Origin of the sequence: Mesorhizobium australafricanum, assembly GCF_033977265.1 — a bacterium.
Classification (GTDB): Bacteria; Pseudomonadota; Alphaproteobacteria; order Rhizobiales; family Rhizobiaceae; genus Mesorhizobium; species Mesorhizobium australafricanum.
Window position 1 is genome coordinate 21400 of record NZ_JAVIIT010000016.1, and the last position, 17629, is coordinate 39028.

Annotated in this window: 11 protein-coding genes and 1 pseudogene; 8 read left to right on the forward strand and 4 right to left on the reverse strand. The window is 59.4% G+C overall.

The genetic code is table 11. From position 1 onward, the window contains the following. The first annotated feature begins 135 nt into the window (after positions 1-135). On the forward strand, positions 136-1263 hold the full coding sequence (locus tag RFM98_RS24980; protein WP_320311290.1) for a glycosyltransferase family 4 protein: 1128 nt from the start codon (positions 136-138) through the stop codon (positions 1261-1263). Further along, complete coding sequence (locus tag RFM98_RS24985) at positions 1260-2093, forward strand: class I SAM-dependent methyltransferase (RefSeq protein WP_320311291.1); 834 nt, start codon at positions 1260-1262, stop codon at positions 2091-2093. Before RFM98_RS24980 ends, RFM98_RS24985 begins: the two co-directional genes overlap by 4 nt. On the opposite strand, the gene RFM98_RS24990 is transcribed toward RFM98_RS24985, so the two are convergent. Continuing rightward, complete coding sequence (locus RFM98_RS24990) at positions 2090-3910, reverse strand: ABC transporter ATP-binding protein (protein WP_320311292.1); 1821 nt, start codon at positions 3908-3910, stop codon at positions 2090-2092. The two genes, RFM98_RS24985 and RFM98_RS24990, sit on opposite strands and share 4 nt — an antisense overlap. Before the next feature lie 140 nt (positions 3911-4050). On the opposite strand from RFM98_RS24990, the gene RFM98_RS24995 reads away from it, so the two are divergent. The 3 genes from RFM98_RS24995 to RFM98_RS25005 all read left to right on the forward strand — a co-directional run bounded on the left by RFM98_RS24995 (position 4051) and on the right by RFM98_RS25005 (position 8384). Next, complete coding sequence (locus RFM98_RS24995; RefSeq protein WP_320311293.1) at positions 4051-4950, forward strand: hypothetical protein; 900 nt, start codon at positions 4051-4053, stop codon at positions 4948-4950. A gap of 143 nt (positions 4951-5093) precedes the next feature. Then, positions 5094-6353: a glycosyltransferase gene (locus RFM98_RS25000; protein WP_320311294.1), complete on the forward strand. Its 1260-nt coding sequence runs from the start codon at positions 5094-5096 to the stop codon at positions 6351-6353. A gap of 3 nt (positions 6354-6356) precedes the next feature. Beyond that, the gene (locus RFM98_RS25005; RefSeq protein ID WP_320311295.1) at positions 6357-8384 is read left to right on the forward strand and encodes a hypothetical protein; all 2028 of its coding nucleotides are present in this window, start codon (positions 6357-6359) and stop codon (positions 8382-8384) included. Here RFM98_RS25005 and RFM98_RS25010 read toward each other — a convergent pair. Beyond that, positions 8314-10368 (reverse strand): acyltransferase family protein, encoded by a 2055-nt coding sequence (locus tag RFM98_RS25010; protein WP_320311296.1) that lies wholly within the window; start codon positions 10366-10368, stop codon positions 8314-8316. The genes RFM98_RS25005 and RFM98_RS25010 overlap by 71 nt on opposite strands. Positions 10369-10414: 46 nt before the next feature. After that, the gene (locus tag RFM98_RS25015; RefSeq protein ID WP_320311297.1) at positions 10415-12430 is read right to left on the reverse strand and encodes an acyltransferase family protein; all 2016 of its coding nucleotides are present in this window, start codon (positions 12428-12430) and stop codon (positions 10415-10417) included. A 404-nt stretch (positions 12431-12834) separates the two neighbouring features. Between RFM98_RS25015 and RFM98_RS25020 the strand changes: the two genes are divergently transcribed. From RFM98_RS25020 to RFM98_RS25030, 3 genes and pseudogenes are all read left to right on the forward strand, one after another. Next, positions 12835-13848: an NAD-dependent epimerase/dehydratase family protein gene (locus tag RFM98_RS25020; protein WP_320311298.1), complete on the forward strand. Its 1014-nt coding sequence runs from the start codon at positions 12835-12837 to the stop codon at positions 13846-13848. Then, positions 13845-14633: an undecaprenyl/decaprenyl-phosphate alpha-N-acetylglucosaminyl 1-phosphate transferase gene (locus tag RFM98_RS25025; RefSeq protein WP_320311299.1), complete on the forward strand. Its 789-nt coding sequence runs from the start codon at positions 13845-13847 to the stop codon at positions 14631-14633. Before RFM98_RS25020 ends, RFM98_RS25025 begins: the two co-directional genes overlap by 4 nt. A 1553-nt stretch (positions 14634-16186) precedes the next feature. After that, positions 16187-16321: pseudogene (locus RFM98_RS25030) on the forward strand (integrase); the annotation flags it as partial. Between the two features lie 155 nt (positions 16322-16476). On the opposite strand, the gene RFM98_RS25035 reads toward RFM98_RS25030, so the two are convergent. Then, positions 16477-17628, reverse strand: coding sequence for an NAD(P)/FAD-dependent oxidoreductase (locus RFM98_RS25035; protein ID WP_320311300.1), 1152 nt, complete (start codon positions 17626-17628; stop codon positions 16477-16479). Between the last annotated feature and the right edge of the window lies 1 nt (position 17629).

Genomic DNA, 17629 nt, shown 5'->3' on the forward strand with positions numbered 1-17629 from the left:
CTCCACTCAAAAATAGTCTTGTGTGCCGAAGCGGATCGATGTTGTGGAAAACATAGGGCAGGCTTTGGGTTTCATGGCTCACAAATCTAGAAGTGACGAATGGCCTAAAGCACTCGGTCCAGGAAAATCGGGCGCATGAAACGTATTGTCGTCATCGTGAGCGAGCCAACTTCCCTTGCAACGACCAGGGGACATCTTCTACTTGCGCTACGAGCTGCCGGGTATGAAGTTCATGCCGCAGCGCCGGTTGATGCAACGACCGTTCGTTGGCTGACCGAAAACGGCATCCGTTTCCATCCATTGCCAATGGAGCGGGCCGCCATAGCCCCCTTCGGCGACACGCTTTTGGCATTTCGCATTTACAGAAAGATGCGAGAACTCAAACCGCAGGTGGTGTTGACCTGCGCGATCAAGCCGATCGTCTATGGCATACCCGCGGCGCTGATGGCGGGGGTATCGCGCCGACACGCGCTTATCACCGGCCTCGGCTATGCATTTACCGATCGCCATAAATCGCTGCGCTGGAGGATCGTGAACCTCGTGGCGCGACTTCTCTACGCTGCCAGCCTGCGTGGGGCCACCACGGCGACATTTCAAAATGAGGACGATCGCGCCGACTTTCGTCGACTTGGATTGCTTGGGCGGACACCTGCCAATGTTGTCAACGGATCGGGCGTAGATCTGGACCGTTTCAAGGTGGCGCCACTGCCGGAGAAACCGCGATTTCTTATGATCGCCCGCCTCCTACGCGACAAAGGCCTCGCTGAATATCTGGGGGCGGCGAAATTGGTCAAGGCTGCTCGGCCGGAAGCTCGTTTCGATCTGGTCGGAGATAAAGATCCAAATCCGGCGGGATTTCCCGTTTCGCAAGTCGAGGCAGCCGTCGCCGATGGCACGATCCAATATCGCGGGGCTGTCCAGGACGTTCGTACGGTCATCGCCGAATCGCGCATCTTCGTGCTTCCCTCCTATCGCGAGGGTACGTCACGTTCGGTTCTGGAGGCGATGGCGATGGGACGCCCGATCATCACAACGGATGCGCCAGGTTGCCGAGCCCCGATCGTCCCCGCGGTAAACGGACTGCTGGTGCCAGTCGGTACCACAACGCCTTTGGCGGAGGCGATGATTAGGCTGATCGACAACGTCGAAGAGACCGTGGGTATGGGCAGCAATAGCCGCGCGATTGCGGAACAGCGCTATGATATTCATAAAGTTACTGCCCATATGATGGAAATAATCGAATCCGGGCGCCGTTCAGAATGACATTTGCAAAAAATTCGGCATCGAGCCGGTATGAATTTGGAGCCAATTGGGCTTCGTTCGTCGACAGGCACTATTCGAATGAGCGCCGCGAGTTGGCTGCCAGAAAACTTTTGTCGTTTCTGGGAAAGGAAAGCCTCGAAGGGATGGATTTTCTGGACATCGGCAGCGGCAGCGGATTGCACTCGCTTGCCGCATTCGATGCAAGGGCACGGAAGATACATTCCTTCGACTTTGATTCACTCTCGGTGAAGACTACGGGGAAATTGCGCCAATTGGCGGGTGACCCGCAGAATTGGACCGTTGAGCGCGGTGACGTGCTCGATTTCGACTATCTGGAGAAGCTGGGCACCTGGAACCTGGTCTATTCCTGGGGTGTGCTCCACCATACCGGAGCCATGTGGCAGGCCATCGAGAATGCAGCTGACAGGGTGGCGCCGGGCGGCCTCCTCTTCATTGCCCTCTATTCGTCGAATGTCGTTAGGCCATCCGCGCAATTCTGGCTTGATGTAAAGCGTCGCTACAATTCCGCCAGCGCCAGCAAAAGGCGATGGATGGAATACTGGTATATCTGGCGCTTCGGGCTCGGCCGCAATCCGCTACGATGGCCGCTTCTTCTGAAGCAGATTTACGACAAGAAAAAGGGGCGCGGCATGAGCTACATGACCGACGTCCGCGACTGGCTTGGCGGCTGGCCAATGGAATTTGCCGACGATCAGGCGGTCGTTGATCACCTGAAGACGAGATTCGAGCTCGTCAGGATGTCCACGGGTGAAGCCTGCACGGAGTTCCTTTTCCGTGAGCGCAGCTGCCCACTGCGTGGACCGACCTAGTGCAAGTCGCTTTGAGCGACCTGTCCGGTTCTTGTCCAGACATGCGGCCGGCCGTCCTCGAGAGTTACGACCTCGTCGCAATTTTCGACCGTGGTGAGGCGATGCGCGATAATCAGCACGGTCAGGCCAGCAGGCAGTTCCCGGATCGCCTCCATGACCGCCGCCTCGGTCTCCATGTCGAGTGCGCTCGTGGCTTCGTCGAAGACGAGCACCGACGCCTGCTTGTACAACGCCCGAGCGATGCCGATGCGCTGGCGCTGACCACCTGAGAGCCGCACACCGCGTTCGCCGACCCGCGTCTCATAGCCTTGTGGCAGACTGTCGATGAAGTCCCCCAGGGCAGCCTGTTTAGCGGCATTGCGGACGCGATCCCGATCGACACTCGCGGGATGGATGCCGAAGGCAATATTCTCGGCAATCGAAGCGTCGGCCAGGAAGATGCTTTGCGGCACATGGGCGATCTGCTGTTGCCAGGCCCGGCGTGTGGTGCCATCCAGCCTTTGCCCGTCTATCTCTATCGCTCCGCTGGTCGGCTCGAGCAAACCCATTATCAGATCGACCGTCGTACTCTTGCCACTGCCCGTCTTGCCGACGAACCCGACCTTGCTTCCTCTCGGGATGGTGAGGTTGAACCGCTCGAGTATCGGCGGCTGATCGGAAGCGTAGCGGAACGACACATCGTTGAGCACGATCGTCCGATCGAACGGCAGCCGCTTGACCGGAGGCTGGTTCCATTCCGGGCCGAGTGGCGCCTCGAGCGCCTTGAGCACTACTTCTGCACCGGCAAGATTGCTCAGTATGAGCGCCCAATTACCGTATACGAGCTGCATGGACGGGAGCAGGCGCTGCGCTCCAAGAACGAAGGTTCCAAGCATCGGAAGCACTTGGCCGGCATTGTTGGTCCGGGTGATCAGGAAATAGGCAAGCACCGCGATAATCACCATGCCAGCCGCTTCGATCGCGAAACGTGGAGCGCCCGCTGCGAGCGAGTTCGTTGCATTCGCGCGCTGCATATGTCCGTCGAGTTCGGTGTATCGCGACAGAAAGTAAGATTGAGTGTCATTGATGATGACGTCGCGGATGCCGCCTAGCCCCTCCTGCACAGAACGGATGCCTTCAGCCTGCACACTGGCAATGATCTGCGCGTTCCTCTTCAGGTGCTTGCGGATGACAAGCGACATGATGAGATAGACCGCCCCAAAGCCCGCAAAAATAACGAAGGTAACGAAGGAGCTTAGGACGAAAAGGGCAGCGACGATGAAGACGCCGATGATTATGCCGCTGATTGATTGCAACAGCGGCAGCATTACGCCCGCGGTAATCGCCTGAACCTGGCGGAGCGCGGCCAGCACGGAACTGGAATTGCGCGAAACGTGATAGCTGTAAGGCTGATGGAGCACACGATCGTAGACCTCCACGCCCAATTCATGCCCGAGCGAGAAGACGTAGGAATTCGTAGCCCATGTGAGGAATATACGCACGACACCGGCCGTGACCGCGACCACGGAAAACAGAACCGTCAAATCAAGAAGGCTGTCGGAAGAACCGGGCAGCCTAAAGCCCGCGAGCTGGCGAGCAAGGAACGACTGATCGCCAATCGCTTCGGGATTGACGATGCGAGCAAGAAATGGAAGCAAAGCGCCGAGCGTGGCGGCTTCAGCAAGCGCGCCGAACGCCATCAGAACCAAGAGGCCGAAAAACTGCCTTTGCCGGCGCTTCGGTACCTGCCGCCACAAGCGTCGGAGCGTATCGAGGGTGCTGCCTGAATTTCGGTTTTCGTTCAATGCCGGGTCGATGTCCGTATCCAGAGCGCCCAATGCACACGTTCAGCGCCTTACGACAAGCCACAACTGACGCCGATTGACAACTTTATCCCGGAAGCCAGAAAATAGTCCGTCCACAAATTCCCGACGATGGACATAAGGCTGCGACTGCGGCTCGGTGCTACGTTGCAACAATGAGTGATGCCATCAAGATTCGGTATCGAACACCGCGCCCGGGCCTAATATCGGGCCTGGCGCGCTCGCTTGGCATTTTGCTGGCTGGCATCGGAACAGCCTTCCTGTTTTTTGTCTCAGCGTACCCCCTCGGATTGGTCAGCGCCTATCCGGCACCGCCTGCCGCGGCAACCGAGGGGCCGCTGGGGTTCGGGCAGGACATAGGAAATATCCAGGACCTCTACCGTGGCCCCGATGAGCCGATGCAGGCATATCTCGATCGCCTGACAAAGGCCGTTGCTGGCGGGATGGTGCACTATTGGACCGAAGGTGACAGCTGGGCTGCGACTGATACGCGCTACACCAGGATCAGCGTTTTCGACAATTACCTGCTTTGGATGCTCAGCTTTCGGCCGGAATACCGGGAAAACCTGCAGAACTATGAATTTGCGACCCCTCGCAAAGCCCTTGACCGCGGCTACGGGTTTTGTTCCCAGGTTTCGAAGATTGTCTATTCCATTCTCGCAGATCAGGGGATTGAAGCGACGATATACGCTGCGCCCGCGCACACCGTCGTTCAGTCGAATGGCTACGTTCTCGATCCCGACTACGGCGTCTTCGTCCCGCAGTCGCTTGCCGAAATACAACAGGATCCGTCGATCATCGATTCCTACTACGCGCAGTTCGGTACGATGCTGCCTCTTCTAAAAGAAGCATATGCTCAGTCCTGGCAGCCGCTCGGGACTCCCGAAGGTTACAATGGCCTGCGTGCGTACGAAGCAAAGTTCGAACGGTTGAAATGGGCGCCGCCGCTCATGCTTCTCGCCGTGGGCATGTTGCTCGTTACCGGCGGCATGGTGCTTCGGCTTCGCGAAGACAAAGCACAGTCCGTGCCGCCGCCGATTTCCGGCGCCCCCTGATTTCGGATCTCAAATTCGCTCGTGACCATTTGTGAACTCTCATTGCCCGACAGGAGCTTACGCTTGCAGAGGTCCTATATCCTATGGCAAGCCGACCAGTGAGTGTGAGCGGCGAGCAGATGGTGCTGCGAGAAGAAGCTCCGATGACTGATGCGGAGGCACAAAAGTCCTCGACCGTGTCTTCGACCAGGCTCCGGAGACGGCGTCGTCGCGGCGTGCTGTTTGTTATCGGCCAGCTCGATCACGGCGGCACGGAAAGCCAGCTCGTGCTGCTTGCCAAGGAATTGAAGAAACGGGGCTGGAAGGTCGAAGTCTTTTCACTTTCGCTTGGCGGCGTTCTGGCTGAGCCTCTCAATCGTGCCGGGATCCCGGTATTGTACGGACTTCATCGCCCGACTCCGTCCACCGCATCGTCGACATCTGCCAAGCAGGATGCCAAACCGAGCGTCGCCGCGAAGACGCGCCCAAGCGTGAAGGCAATGCTGGTTCTTGGCGCCGCGGTCGCTTCGCTTGTCGGTCGGATAGCCTGGACGCGGCCGCGCGCGGTCCATGCCTTCCTTCCTTTGACCAACTTCCTGGGTGCCCTGGCGGGGCGATTCGCGCTGGCACCCCTCGTCATCACGTCGCGACGCGGCCTTGGCAACCATCAGGAGCGATGGCCGCGGCTGAAGCGCATGGATCGGATCGCCAATCGGCTTTCCCATGTGGTTGTTGCGAACTCCAATGCGGTCGCGGCCGATATAGCGGCTCGCGACGGCTACGATGTCAATCGCGTCCGCGTGATTCCGAACGGTCTCGACCTCAGCCGCTTCGATGACATTGACCGTCGCCGGGACGAGGCGCGGCGCCACCTTCGTCTCGATCCTGACGATATTGGCATCGCGATAGTCGCCAATCTGATTCCATATAAGGGGCACAGCGATCTCATCGAGGCATTCGCCCGCGCGAGCCAGAGCCGACCGACGCTGAGGCTGTTCATAGCAGGACAGGATCGGGGGATCGGGGCTGCCCTCACAGAGCAAGCGCAGCGGCTCGGCATTGCATCGAAAGTGCAGCTTTTAGGAATGCAGAGTGATGTCCCTGGCCTGCTCGCTGGCATGGACGTTGGTGTGATCGCTTCCCACGAGGAGGGCTTTTGCAACGCCTTGATGGAAAAGCTCGCGGCAGGTCTTCCTGTCGTCGCCACGAACGTCGGTGGAAATCCGGAGGCTGTCACCGGCATGCCGGGTTGTGTATTGGTAGAGCCTCGCGACCCTGCCGATCTGGCTCGTGGGCTTCTCGCCGTTCTCGATCGGTTGCCGGAGCCCTCAGCCGACCGAGAGTTTCGCCAACGGACGATGCGGGAACGCTATTCGACAGCAGCTATGGTCGATGCATATGAACGCCTCTATCTCGCGGATTGACGAATGAGCGGGCTTGCCCGCTCGGAACGCTCAGCGCATTCGACGCATTTGCTGCGGGCGATGGTGACGAACATCTCGGCTGGACTCTGCGCGTTCATCATCGTCCTCTACCAGTCTTGGTTCATGCCATATTTTCTGCCGTTCTTCACGGGACGGGACGAGTTCGCGAGGCTCGTGTTCCACGCCCTCTATGGCGGCGTGCTGATTGTTGCGATCACCGTTCTTGCGACACGTCGGGACGTGCGCAGCGCCATCTTTTTGCTTGCGATCGCCGCCATCATGGGAGTCGCTCCGGTTGCGCTTCATCCGGTCGAGATCGTCGCGGCATGCTATCTGATCACGCTTTTTCTCGGCGGCGCCGCGATTGTCTTCATGCTTGCCGCCAACGCCGCGACGTTGCTGCGCATCTCGGCGTCCGTCACTGCACTCGGTGCGGTGGCGTGCTTCCTCGACCTTTTGTTCGCCAACGGCTTTACCAACACGCCTGGCCGGGCGGCCGGCCTGGCGATCAATCCCAATGTCGCGGCGGCAGGTCTTTTGCTTGGCGCGGCGGCAACCTACCGCGCCGTCTCGCAGAAATGGCGAGGCAGCTTCCTTGTGCTGGTGGGCGTGGCGCTGCTTGCCACACTGTCCCGTTCGACCTTGCTCGCCGCGTTTGGTACCGTGGCAGTGCCGCTGATCATTCACCTCTGGCAGCAATTTAGCCGAGGCCGTCGTTTTCAGATCGATTTCGAGGGCTGGGGCCGGGCGGCCGTCGTCGCATTAGTGCTGTCAGGTGCCATAGGTATCGCGCTCGCCACAAATGCTTATTTCCGCCTGGCCATCGAGGAATCCTTCGCCGGCGTCTTGTCGGTCAACAGGGCGCTCGACGAGGCATCCGAGGCTGTCGATGCGTCTGACGATCCATCGCCCCCAGACGCTTCAGTCCCGATTGCACCCGAAGGGAATTCGGTGGCGCAACTGGCTCCGCCCGGGCAGAGCGAGCTTGTGGGCATCGAGCCGCCGCCGGCAATACCTCCGGCCCTAGCTCCCAAAGCCAGTCAACCTGCAGACGCTGTCGCTGCATCACCGCCCGGCGCGGCATCTTCGCCCGAGGTGAGCCAAACCACAAACGTCGCCAAGATGCAGGCGATCGGCGAACGCCTGACCGATGAAGGCATGAGAAACTCGATCTCGGCACGGGCTCTCTTTCTGGAGCGCGGCTTTCTTGCCTATAGGGAAGGCGGCTTCTTTGGCCGCGGACTTGAAGAGGCCCAGGCCCTTGCGCCCCACAACACCTTCCTTCTCTTCGCAATCGCATTTGGTCACCTCGGCTGGCTAATTCCGATCGGCCTGGTGGGCTTCGCTTTCTGCTTTGCCCGCAACGCCGATCATCTCACTCTTGGCATAGCGCTCGTAGGGGTGATGCTGACGTCGCATGACATCTTGCTCACTCCCTCTCTCTTCCTTCCGGTCGCCCTGGGAATTGGCGGCATGCTTGCCGAGCGCAGAGGGCCCGCTCGACACTCGTCGCCAACCGGAAGAAGCGAGCCCTGGAGCTTTGCTTTCGGAACCGCGGCGGGCGTTGCGGCATTTGCTGCGGGCTGGGCTGCAATACTGCTCGTCACGCCGCCGGTGACGACCGGACGGCTCCCGAACGGAACCATGTACACCGCGCGGGGCGCATACGAGGCATTGCTACCGCGCTCACATTTTCCGGGCCTTTTCCGGTTTGACACCCTCGCCGGCATGCCCCAATGGCAAACGTCCTATCTGAGCGAGGATGGGACACCGCTCCAGCGGGTTGACTGGTCCCCCCACAAATGGCCCGCCGTCGGGCCGGGCGAATATACTTTTCGCTGGCAGGACGCGGTGCTCTTCGCGACCGCGGATGCGAGCGATCCCCGCAAAAGCGAACGAACCTACCAGGTCGCGGTTCCGGTCTCGGCCAGCGCGCTCTGCTTCACTCTTTTGGGCACGATCATCGCCTGGTCGATAGCGACGATGGCTGTGCTGATGCTGCCGATAAATCGGTCTCAAGCTTCTGGATGATTTTCGGAGCAACAAGCCTTGCGCCGAAGATCGAGAGGTGGTGGTCATCGACGTAGTAACTATGTCCCTCTCTATCCGTCGCGTGGCACCCAGTCGCGGGGCATAGATTTTCGGCGGGATCTACCAGGTCGAACCCGGGATGCGTCACTGCGAACTCGTCAAACGCTGCCTTGAACATAACATGCTCCACCCGCGAGGGTATCGGGCACGGCAAAGAGAAGTAGGCTGGCCTCAGGGCGCAGATCAGGTTGGTATTTGGGGCGTGCCCGATGAGGATGATCGGACCACGAAAACCGGCGTAGAGTTTCGCGATGTCCCCGAGCATCGCCGGGAACAGCTTCGCCGGATCAGGCAAATCAACTGGAACGCCATCGGCTTTTTGTTCGAGGAGATTGCGATATCCAGGCCAGCGCTGCCCTTGAACGATGGCCACGATTCCACCGGCCTCCAACCAGCGCGCGGCCTGGTCGTTTGCGGCCCGGCAGTGGCGCGTGACGGCACCGCTGGTCCGCGTCTGAAGATCGGCACCGAAAAAGCAATTGCCTGCTTGCGCCAACAGAAAATGGAACTCTTGCCCCCCGAGTTCACCGAGCGCGCGTGTGTAGTGGTCGACGTGCGAGTCCCCCACGACCAAGATTTTCCTTGGGCTTTGAAGATTTCCGAATTCACAGAAATCCTGGCAATCCAATGAACCGGTGATCGCCTTCAAGGCCGCGCTGTCGGCAAGTTCCGTTCCCGCGGCGAACGACTGAACTCGCCAAGGCATTCCCCCCGACATCGCGTAGCTGGCGATGGAGAACAAGACCAAGCCCGCCAAGGCCAGTCTGGAAGGGCGGATGAAGTCGCGACCGGCTCGATAAGGTTGCTCGACGACATGAAACATCAGAGCCGCTACGACGAGCGATGTCAGCCCGACAAGGATGGCCTCCGTCGGCAGGAGTGCTCGAACGAGGCCATATTCGCAAAACACGATCAGGGGCCAATGGGCGAGGTAAAGCGAGTAGCTGATACGGCCGATATACACGGCCGGAGGGTTGCGTAAGACAAGTCCTGCCCACCGCGATCGGTCCGCATGCAGCACCATCGATGCGCCGACAGCAGGCAGAAGGACGTTCCAAGCCGGAGCGCGCGAGCCGCTATCGAGAACGAAGATGGCGCCCAAGATGAGTGCCAAGCCAAACAACACAAGGAATTCGTGAACAATGGCGGGTCGCGGCCTCGGGAGCCACACCAGAGCCGCGCCGCAAGCGAATTCGAACGCGCGAAAAGGCGTGTTGTAGAAGACCGTCGCACGGCCGCCCGCGATCCATTCAGACGCCCGCGTTCGGGAAAGCAGCCAAAATGATCCGTCCTGGAATACGAGGATAAGACAGAAGCTTAAAGTGGCGATTGCCAGTACCGGCCAGACAATCCGCCGTGGGAATAGCGCAAGCAAAACTGAAAGCAGCAGCGGCCAGACGAGATAGAACTGCCATTCGACACTCAGGGACCAGGTGTGCAAAAGCGGTTTCACGCGTGCGGCGAGGTCGAAATAGCCCGACTCGCGCCAGAAAAGGATATTCGAAACGCCGAAGGCTGCAGCCGCGACAGAATTCGCGAAGCCTTCCAGATGCTGAGGCGCAAGCAATAGAAATGCGGCGGCGCATGAAACCGTCAGTGTCGTGAAGAAGGCTGGCAGGAGGCGGCGAGCCCGGCGCGCGTAGAACCGCGCAAAACTGAAGCGTCCTGCCTCGATGTCTGCTGCAACAATGCGGGTGATCAGAAAGCCGCTGATCACGAAAAAAATATCAACGCCGACGAAGCCGCCGGAAAAGCCGGAAACTCTCAAGTGAAAAAAGAGCACCGCTAAAACGGCGACCGCTCTAAGTCCGTCTATGTCTGTGCGACGATAGTCCGGCTTGTCGGCCACCACATAGGCATCAGACGAGCGTAAGCCACCTTGCGCTCCAGTGGACGGCACGGTCTTGTCTTCCCGCAGGGCCACGCCAATCGCTGTCCAAGACAGGGCTCGGCCGCCTCTCATCACGGGGTCAATTGCTTATGTTGGTGGTCGAAGGCTGCAGGGGGTTCGCCGCCGACATCCGGGTTTGGTCGTCACTTGCGGCGAGGGCCTTGTAGAGACCCATCGTCCGCGCAAGCACCTTGTCAGTCTCCGATCCCAGGTTTCTACGCATGTGAGATCCGTCGCGGTAAATGAACTCGCCGTTGATGTAGGTGGCACAGTGCCTGTCCGGGCACATGCCTTTGAGCGGATCGACGAAGAACACCCCATTCTCGTCCGCAAGCGAGCCCAGCGCAGTCACCATCGGCGACCACAGCCGCAGGATTCGCTCGCTGTCCATATCGGTCGAGCAGCGTCTCAGTATCCTGCTTTCTCGCATCGCCGCGCAGGAAGTCAAATCCACGCCCGGTCCCGGGACCTGCCCAATGATTCCGATGCGTCGTTGCGGGGCGGCGATTTCCTTGACGAGGCCGAGCAGGCCGTTGCGCAACAACAGGACTTTGTCCGTCTGGTGCCCGTCATCGGCAACGACATTGGTGTAAGTCAGGCTTGTCCAGGCAGAAGACAGCACCACGAGATCTATGTCTTTTCGCTGTCTCAGCATATCGACGACTGCCTCTCGGGACGATGCGCAGCTTTCCTGGTAGTTTGGCTGTTCTGGAAAATCGCGATGGACACCTTCCCCGAATGCGGCCGGACAGGCATGATAAAGAAAGAAGGCCGTGTTCTCTTGTTGGCCCACAATATTGATTAGCGGCGCGAGATGCTCCGCATGGCTGTCACCCCACAGCACGGCGTGACGTTTTGCTTTGTCCCAGCGCGCGCCGAAAGCGCAAAAAGTACTGCCCAACTCGGGAATGCTGACCGTCTGTGGACACGGCCAATCCCACATCACATCGAGGCTCCGCATTGCCTCGACCTCTTTTGGGATCCTGCCGGTGAATCCGCTAGCGTCGAAGATGGCATTGCCACTTAAGGCGACCGCCAGAGCGGCGGCTGCTCCAGCCATGAGCGTCCTGAAAGCCGGTAGCCGCAGGCGGCGAACGGGCTCCTCAACGAATTGCCATGATAGATACGCAACGAGCCAGGCCGCCGCGACAAGGACCCACGCCTCGGTAGTCGTTGGCTTTGCGGTGCCTGCATAGTGACGGAAAAAGACGAGGATCGGCCAATGCCAAAGATAGAGGCTGTAGGAAATCTTGCCCGTCAACCGCAGAGGCGCCACTGCAAGGAATGCCGTGACCCTTGACTGCGAATGGGGCCAGACGAGTAACATAGCGCCGACCACCGGAACGAGCGCGCTCAGGCCCGGAAAGGGCCGGCTCGATGATAACCAGATGGTGCCGATGGTTATCAGGCAAAGGCCGGCCAGACCAAACGCCTCGGAAGTAGCTCGACGGCCCGTCGGCGGGACGAACACGAGTAAACCGCCCAAGGCCAGTTCCCAGGCCCGGCTGAAAGGAGCGTAGAATGCCTGCTTAGGATCCACCGCCCCCAGCAGAAGGGCGATCGAGAAGCTAATCAGCGCGACGACGCAGATCGTTACGACGATGGGCGCCCGGCGGCCCCGCGACAGTCGGGTAGCAATCAGAAGCAAAACCGGCCATGCGAGATAGAACTGCTCTTCGACGCCGAGCGACCAGAGATGCAGCAGGGGCAGCAGTGTCGCGTCGCGGTCGAAATAGCCCGTATTCCACAGGAAGTAGTAGTTTCCCAACCCGAGCGTGGAATAAGCCGCGCTGCGGCCTAAGCTGGCATAGTCTCCAGGGAGCAGCAGAAACCAACCCGTGATGAGCGATAGGCAAATCATCACGAGCATTGCCGGTAGTATCCGGCGCATTCGCCTGGCGTAGAATTCAATTAGCGACCGCTGGCCGCCTCCGGTTACCAAAAGCCGTGTGATCAAATAGCCCGAGATAACAAAGAAAATGTCGACGCCGACGAATCCTCCCGAGAAACCAGGCGCATCGAAATGGAATAAAATGACCGCGAGCACAGCGATTGCGCGCAAGCCGTCAATGTCTGGTCGATGCTCGAATTTCAAGAGTCCCCCCGAGCCAACTCCTAGGTGTCATAGCCTGATTGCGCTCCATGAGTCGATGAGGCGGGGGCGGGAATCGCTGGCTGGCTATCTTTCCGTCACACATTCGAATCTTTAGCCGTCCTCGTAGTTCGAACGGAGAGAAACATGGGGATACCGCTACAATTGTTTCACGCTAACAACGACGAAACCTGCACAGTAGCAGTAGCTAGAATCAGTCCTGCCCCCATGGGCCAAACATCTGGCTTCTGGCACATGTCAGGACGGGGTGCTTATCCGTCGATCCTATGGAGTACGACGAAAACTCGGCAGCTTGATAGAAAAACGGGTTGTTCGCTCCGTACTTGACTGTATAGAAAGACTGTCCCTGCGTTGCGAGGCGAGGGGCGATCTGGAGGGTGGAAACTTTGGACAACCATAGCGCGGACATGGTTGAATTAGGCCCGCACACTCATGTTCTGGTTACAGGTGGCGCAGGCTTCGTGGGGTCGGCACTCGTCGATTTGCTGCTCGCACGCGACTGCAATGTAACCATTATCGACGATCTCTCGAATGGTTCGCTGGGGAATCTTCCAGCAAGCGACCCCCGCTTGACTATCCATACCTTCAGGATTGGCGATCCAGCGTTCAATGCGGCCGTCGGTCACGCGGTTGGGCAGGCTGACGCTGTGTTTCATCTGGCGAGCCCAATCGGCGTCCAACTTGCCCATAAGGAACGCTTTGCCGTTACCAGCGGCATTCTCGAGTCAGGCTGCGCAATTGTAGAGGCATGTCGGCTGCATCGGCGTCCACTTCTTTATACATCGAGTTCTGAGGTTTACGGCTCCGGCCGTGACCGCCCAATTACCGAGGCCGATCCTGTGATGACGGATCTCCGGCCACGGTGGGGGTATGCCGCTGCCAAGGCAGCAGTCGAGCATCTGGTCGCCGGATTGTTTTTCGATTTCGGAATTCCGACCTGGATCGTGCGGCCATTCAACATGGCCGGGCCGCGCCAGAGCCCGGCAACCGGCTTGGTGCTGCCGGTCTTCGTCAGCGCAGCCTTGAAGGGCGAACCGCTCGTTGTGCACGACGACGGCGAGCAGAGGCGGGCATTTCTCCATGTTGCCGACGCTGCAGAGGGGTTGCTGCTCGTTATGCGATCCCGGTCTTTGCGTGGACGACCGGTCAATCTAGGGGGCAGCGAGGCGTTGCAGATCGGTAATCTTGCAAAGATGGTGGTTGAAGCCGCCAAGACGAAGGCACCTATCGTCAGGAAGCCTTCCAACGCGATCTTCGGTGAGAGGTTCGCTGTTACCTATGATCGCGTACCCGACACGGGCCTTTTGACCAAGACGACAGGCTGGCGCCCGCTTCGAAGCACAAAACAGATAATCACCGACTGCATCGAGCATATGCGTACTGAACGAGTAATGGCTTGACGCTTGGCTCGTTGGTCCCGTTTCTCGGGGCCCTGCTTATCGCGCTTCCTTGCGTTTGGCTGCTTGCGCGCCTCGCGGTCCGTACCGGCGCGGTCTCGAAGGTAAAGAGCGATCGATGGCATACATCGGGCGAGGTTCCTCGACTGGCAGGGCCCGCCATCCTGATTGCGATGTCCCCGTGGTTTCCGGTCGATCATGTTCTCCTGCTGGCTGCCTTCTGTTTGATCGGCGCTCTCGATGACGTCCGGTCGCTTTCGGCCGGTGCCAAAGCTGCAGCACTAGCCGCAGCGGCGGTCCTAGCCGGGATCGTCACAGGCTTGTGGTGGGTCCCGGTCTTCATCTGGATAGCCTGCAACGCTGTCAATATGCTCGATCACGCGGATGGTCTTGCAGCGAGTGCGGTCGCAGCAGCTTTCCTGGGTGTGGGCGGCGATCCAGGATTGGCCGGCGCGGGCGCATGCGCGGGATTCCTCTGCTTCAACTATCCGCCGGCGCGCGTTTTCATGGGTGACAGTGGAAGCCTTTTGCTTGGCGCGGCCATTGTGCTGTGCGCCTCTGGCAAAGGGCTTGGCGCATCATTGGCTTGGACGGCAGTCCCACTGATCGATGCCATGTTCGTTATCATCCGCCGCCTGCTTCAGGGACGTCAGCCATGGGTTGGCGGCACAGACCATCTTGGACACACTTTACTGCGGGCTAGTGTCAAACCCAGTGCTTTGCCGGCTCTTTATGCGGTGACCGCGCTTGCGATTGGATTGGTGTTCTCCGCCTGGCATCATCCATAGAACCTTGTTCGGGATAGCTTCCTTGCCTGCTTTCGCTTCCTCTATGAGACGATCACCGTAAGCGTTTTCGTCCGCTGGACGGCGGATTTGCGACGCATCTCGGAGAGTTCAATCGTTGGGCGTGGTGCTCGGCTCCGCGTTATGGTTGATCGCCAGTCCGGATCGAGGTCGGCCTGACGTCGCTTTCAATTGTTTTCGAGGACATATCTTAGGATTGCGGCCACGCCAAAGACGATCGCCGCAAATAGGATAGCGACTACAATCGGTGGACGCGTTCCGGTCGGCGCGAGAGCCAAGGGCGCAAGCGCAAAGAACAGGGCTGCGGCGCAAGTGGTCGCAGCCCATTGGGTCAGCAGCCTTCGCAGCGCGTCAGGACGCTTCTCTTCAGGGAACGGCCCAGTCTCTGGCCACTGCACCATCGCCGCACCTGCCAGCCCTGTTGGCAACGCGTGTCGGAATGGTCAAGTATCCGATCGCGGGGTACCCAAATTGAAGCCTTGCGACCGGTCCAAACAGGGAGCTTTTCCTAATGACCCTGAGGGCTTCCCAGGGAACAAGAAAGTCCCGACAAAACGGTCCAAACACCCGCATGATTCCGACCCGGAGGCCCGAAGGGCACACACTGAACGTCAAGATGCCCTGCATACTGACGCCAAATCCCATTGAGCCAGACTGACCGCGAATTCTCAGTAGCGGCTCCACGGTCTGGTTTGGAAACTTCGCCATAAGCCGAAACCAACCCGACAACACCGCGAGAACCGTCGTGACCGCCAGCCATAGCGATACGAAGAACAGCGGGAAGAAAGCCAGAAAATTTTGTTCGATCAAGCTGAACGTCGGCCTTGAGAGCGGCAACCCTGCCGCCATGCTGTAACTGAAAATGGCCCAAGCGGCCAACAGTTGATCTTTCCTATTGCCAGCGGGGGCAGGGGCTCGCGGACTTCGGCTTCGCTTTCCGGCGATTGCTGGATTGGACGGACACTCAAGCAAAACCAGCCACTTACGAGATGTCGTGTGCAAAAAACGCACACGAAAGTTCTGCTTCTCTTCTTTTTTCGTTCCCACGACGGAGCCGCCGACAGCCCTATTCGGACGCTCTTTTGCCGATGAAATTGGCCGCTCCGTCGAGGACGTTCGCCACGATATCCGCGGGACCTAAGTGTCCGATGCAGCGTCCAGTTTGCCTGGGGCTCCTGGAAGCTTTTCGAACTTTCTGCGTCGCGCATCAGCCCGAATTGCGGGTGCTTATGGACAAAGTGGGACACTAGGTTCGGTATTTGGGCGTTCTGGATGGCAGCTTCGCGCCTAATATCGGTCGTTCGCGCCGACGAATGAAAATCCCAAAAGCAGCTGTCGGTTTGATATTTATGTCGCGCTGGTGCCCGACCGCCTTCTTCTCCGTCATCGCCCCAGCCGCAACCGTCATCTCCAATGAGTCCTGAGCCCTGTCTCTCTCAGAAGCGTCGGTCGGCGCCCTCGACAAATTCGCTTGCCCGGCGATGGCGAGACTCGTCATGATGCGGCCACCTTTAGGTGCGGGCGCGGCTCCATGGATATTCTACAAAGCGACGGGAAATCTCCGAGCCATCCAGATTTTGCTAGGTCATACCAAGATCGAGAATACGGTCCGCTATCTGGGTGTCGACGTAGAAGATGCTCTCGAACTTGCCGTGGCAACTGAGGTTTGATCAAGAGCGGCTCCACTTCACGAGTGGAGCCGTGAACAATTTGCGCCTCACCTCGGTCGTAGCGGTAAGTTCTGCCTTGCCTGTAAGCAGGCTCCGCGGGTGCCAGGTGTCGACGCGGTCAGTAGCCGGTTGGCGACGTGCGTGTGCTCGGCTTTTCATTTACCTCGCGCGGTGCCCGATGAAGTCAGGTACACCGAATATGAATTCATCAACTTCTCCCGAACGTGCGCGGCGATGGCAAGTGAGGCTGTCAATCCAGGCGACTCTATCCCGAACAGATTGACAAGGCCCGGCACGCCGTGGATGTCGCTGCCTTGAATGAGGAAATCCTGCTGCGCTTCGTTCGGCCCGGCGGTCTTGGGCCTGATGCCCGCATATCCCGGGCGCAGCCGGTTTTCGTCGAGGGCTGGCCAATAGCGACGGATCGCTTCTGCAAAGCGCGGCAGTCGGGACGAGTTCACCGAGTAGTCGATCCGTTCGATCCATTCCACGTCCGGCCCGAACCTCGCTTGCCCAGCCAGGTCTAGCGTAACATGCGTCCCCAGGCCTCCCGGCACCGGAACGGGATAGACGAGCCGCGAGAACGGCGACTTCCCTGAGAGCACGAAATAGTTCCCACGGGCGAAGTAAGGATTGGGCACCAGATGGGCTGGCATATCCTCGATCGCTGCGGCGACGCTCGGCGCGAAAAGGCCGGCGGAGTTGACAACGACTTGCGCCTGAACTTCCACCGGGTTCTCGCCGCCTACCGAGACGAGCAACCCGCCGTAGTCACGCCGGATGCCGGTCACAGGACTGCCGAACGCGACCATCGCCCCTGCAGCTTCCGCCTCGCCTTGAAAGGAGAGCATCAGCTGGTGGCTGTCGACTATGCCGGTGCCCGGCGAGAGCAATGCCGCCACGCACCGGATATCGGGCTCCATTTGCCGAGCCTCAGCTCCGGTCAGGCTGACGAGGCTCGTGACCCCGTTCTGTCTGGCCCGATCAGCAATTCGGTCGAGGACATCCAATTCATCCACAGTGACAGCCACGATCAGCTTTCCGCATAGTGAATACGGGACTGCCCGGGTGGCACAATAGTCGATCAGCCGTTCTCGCCCCTGCACGCAAAGACGCGCCATGAGGCTTCCGGGCGCATAGTAGATCCCAGCATGGATGACCTCGCTATTCCGGGATGAGCTGTGCGCCCCGATCGCGGCTTCCTGCTCGACAACAACGACCTCGTGACCCGCGCGCGCCAGTTCCCGCGCTATGGCAAGCCCGACAACGCCAGCTCCGACCACTACGCATTCGACGTCGCTTGCCATC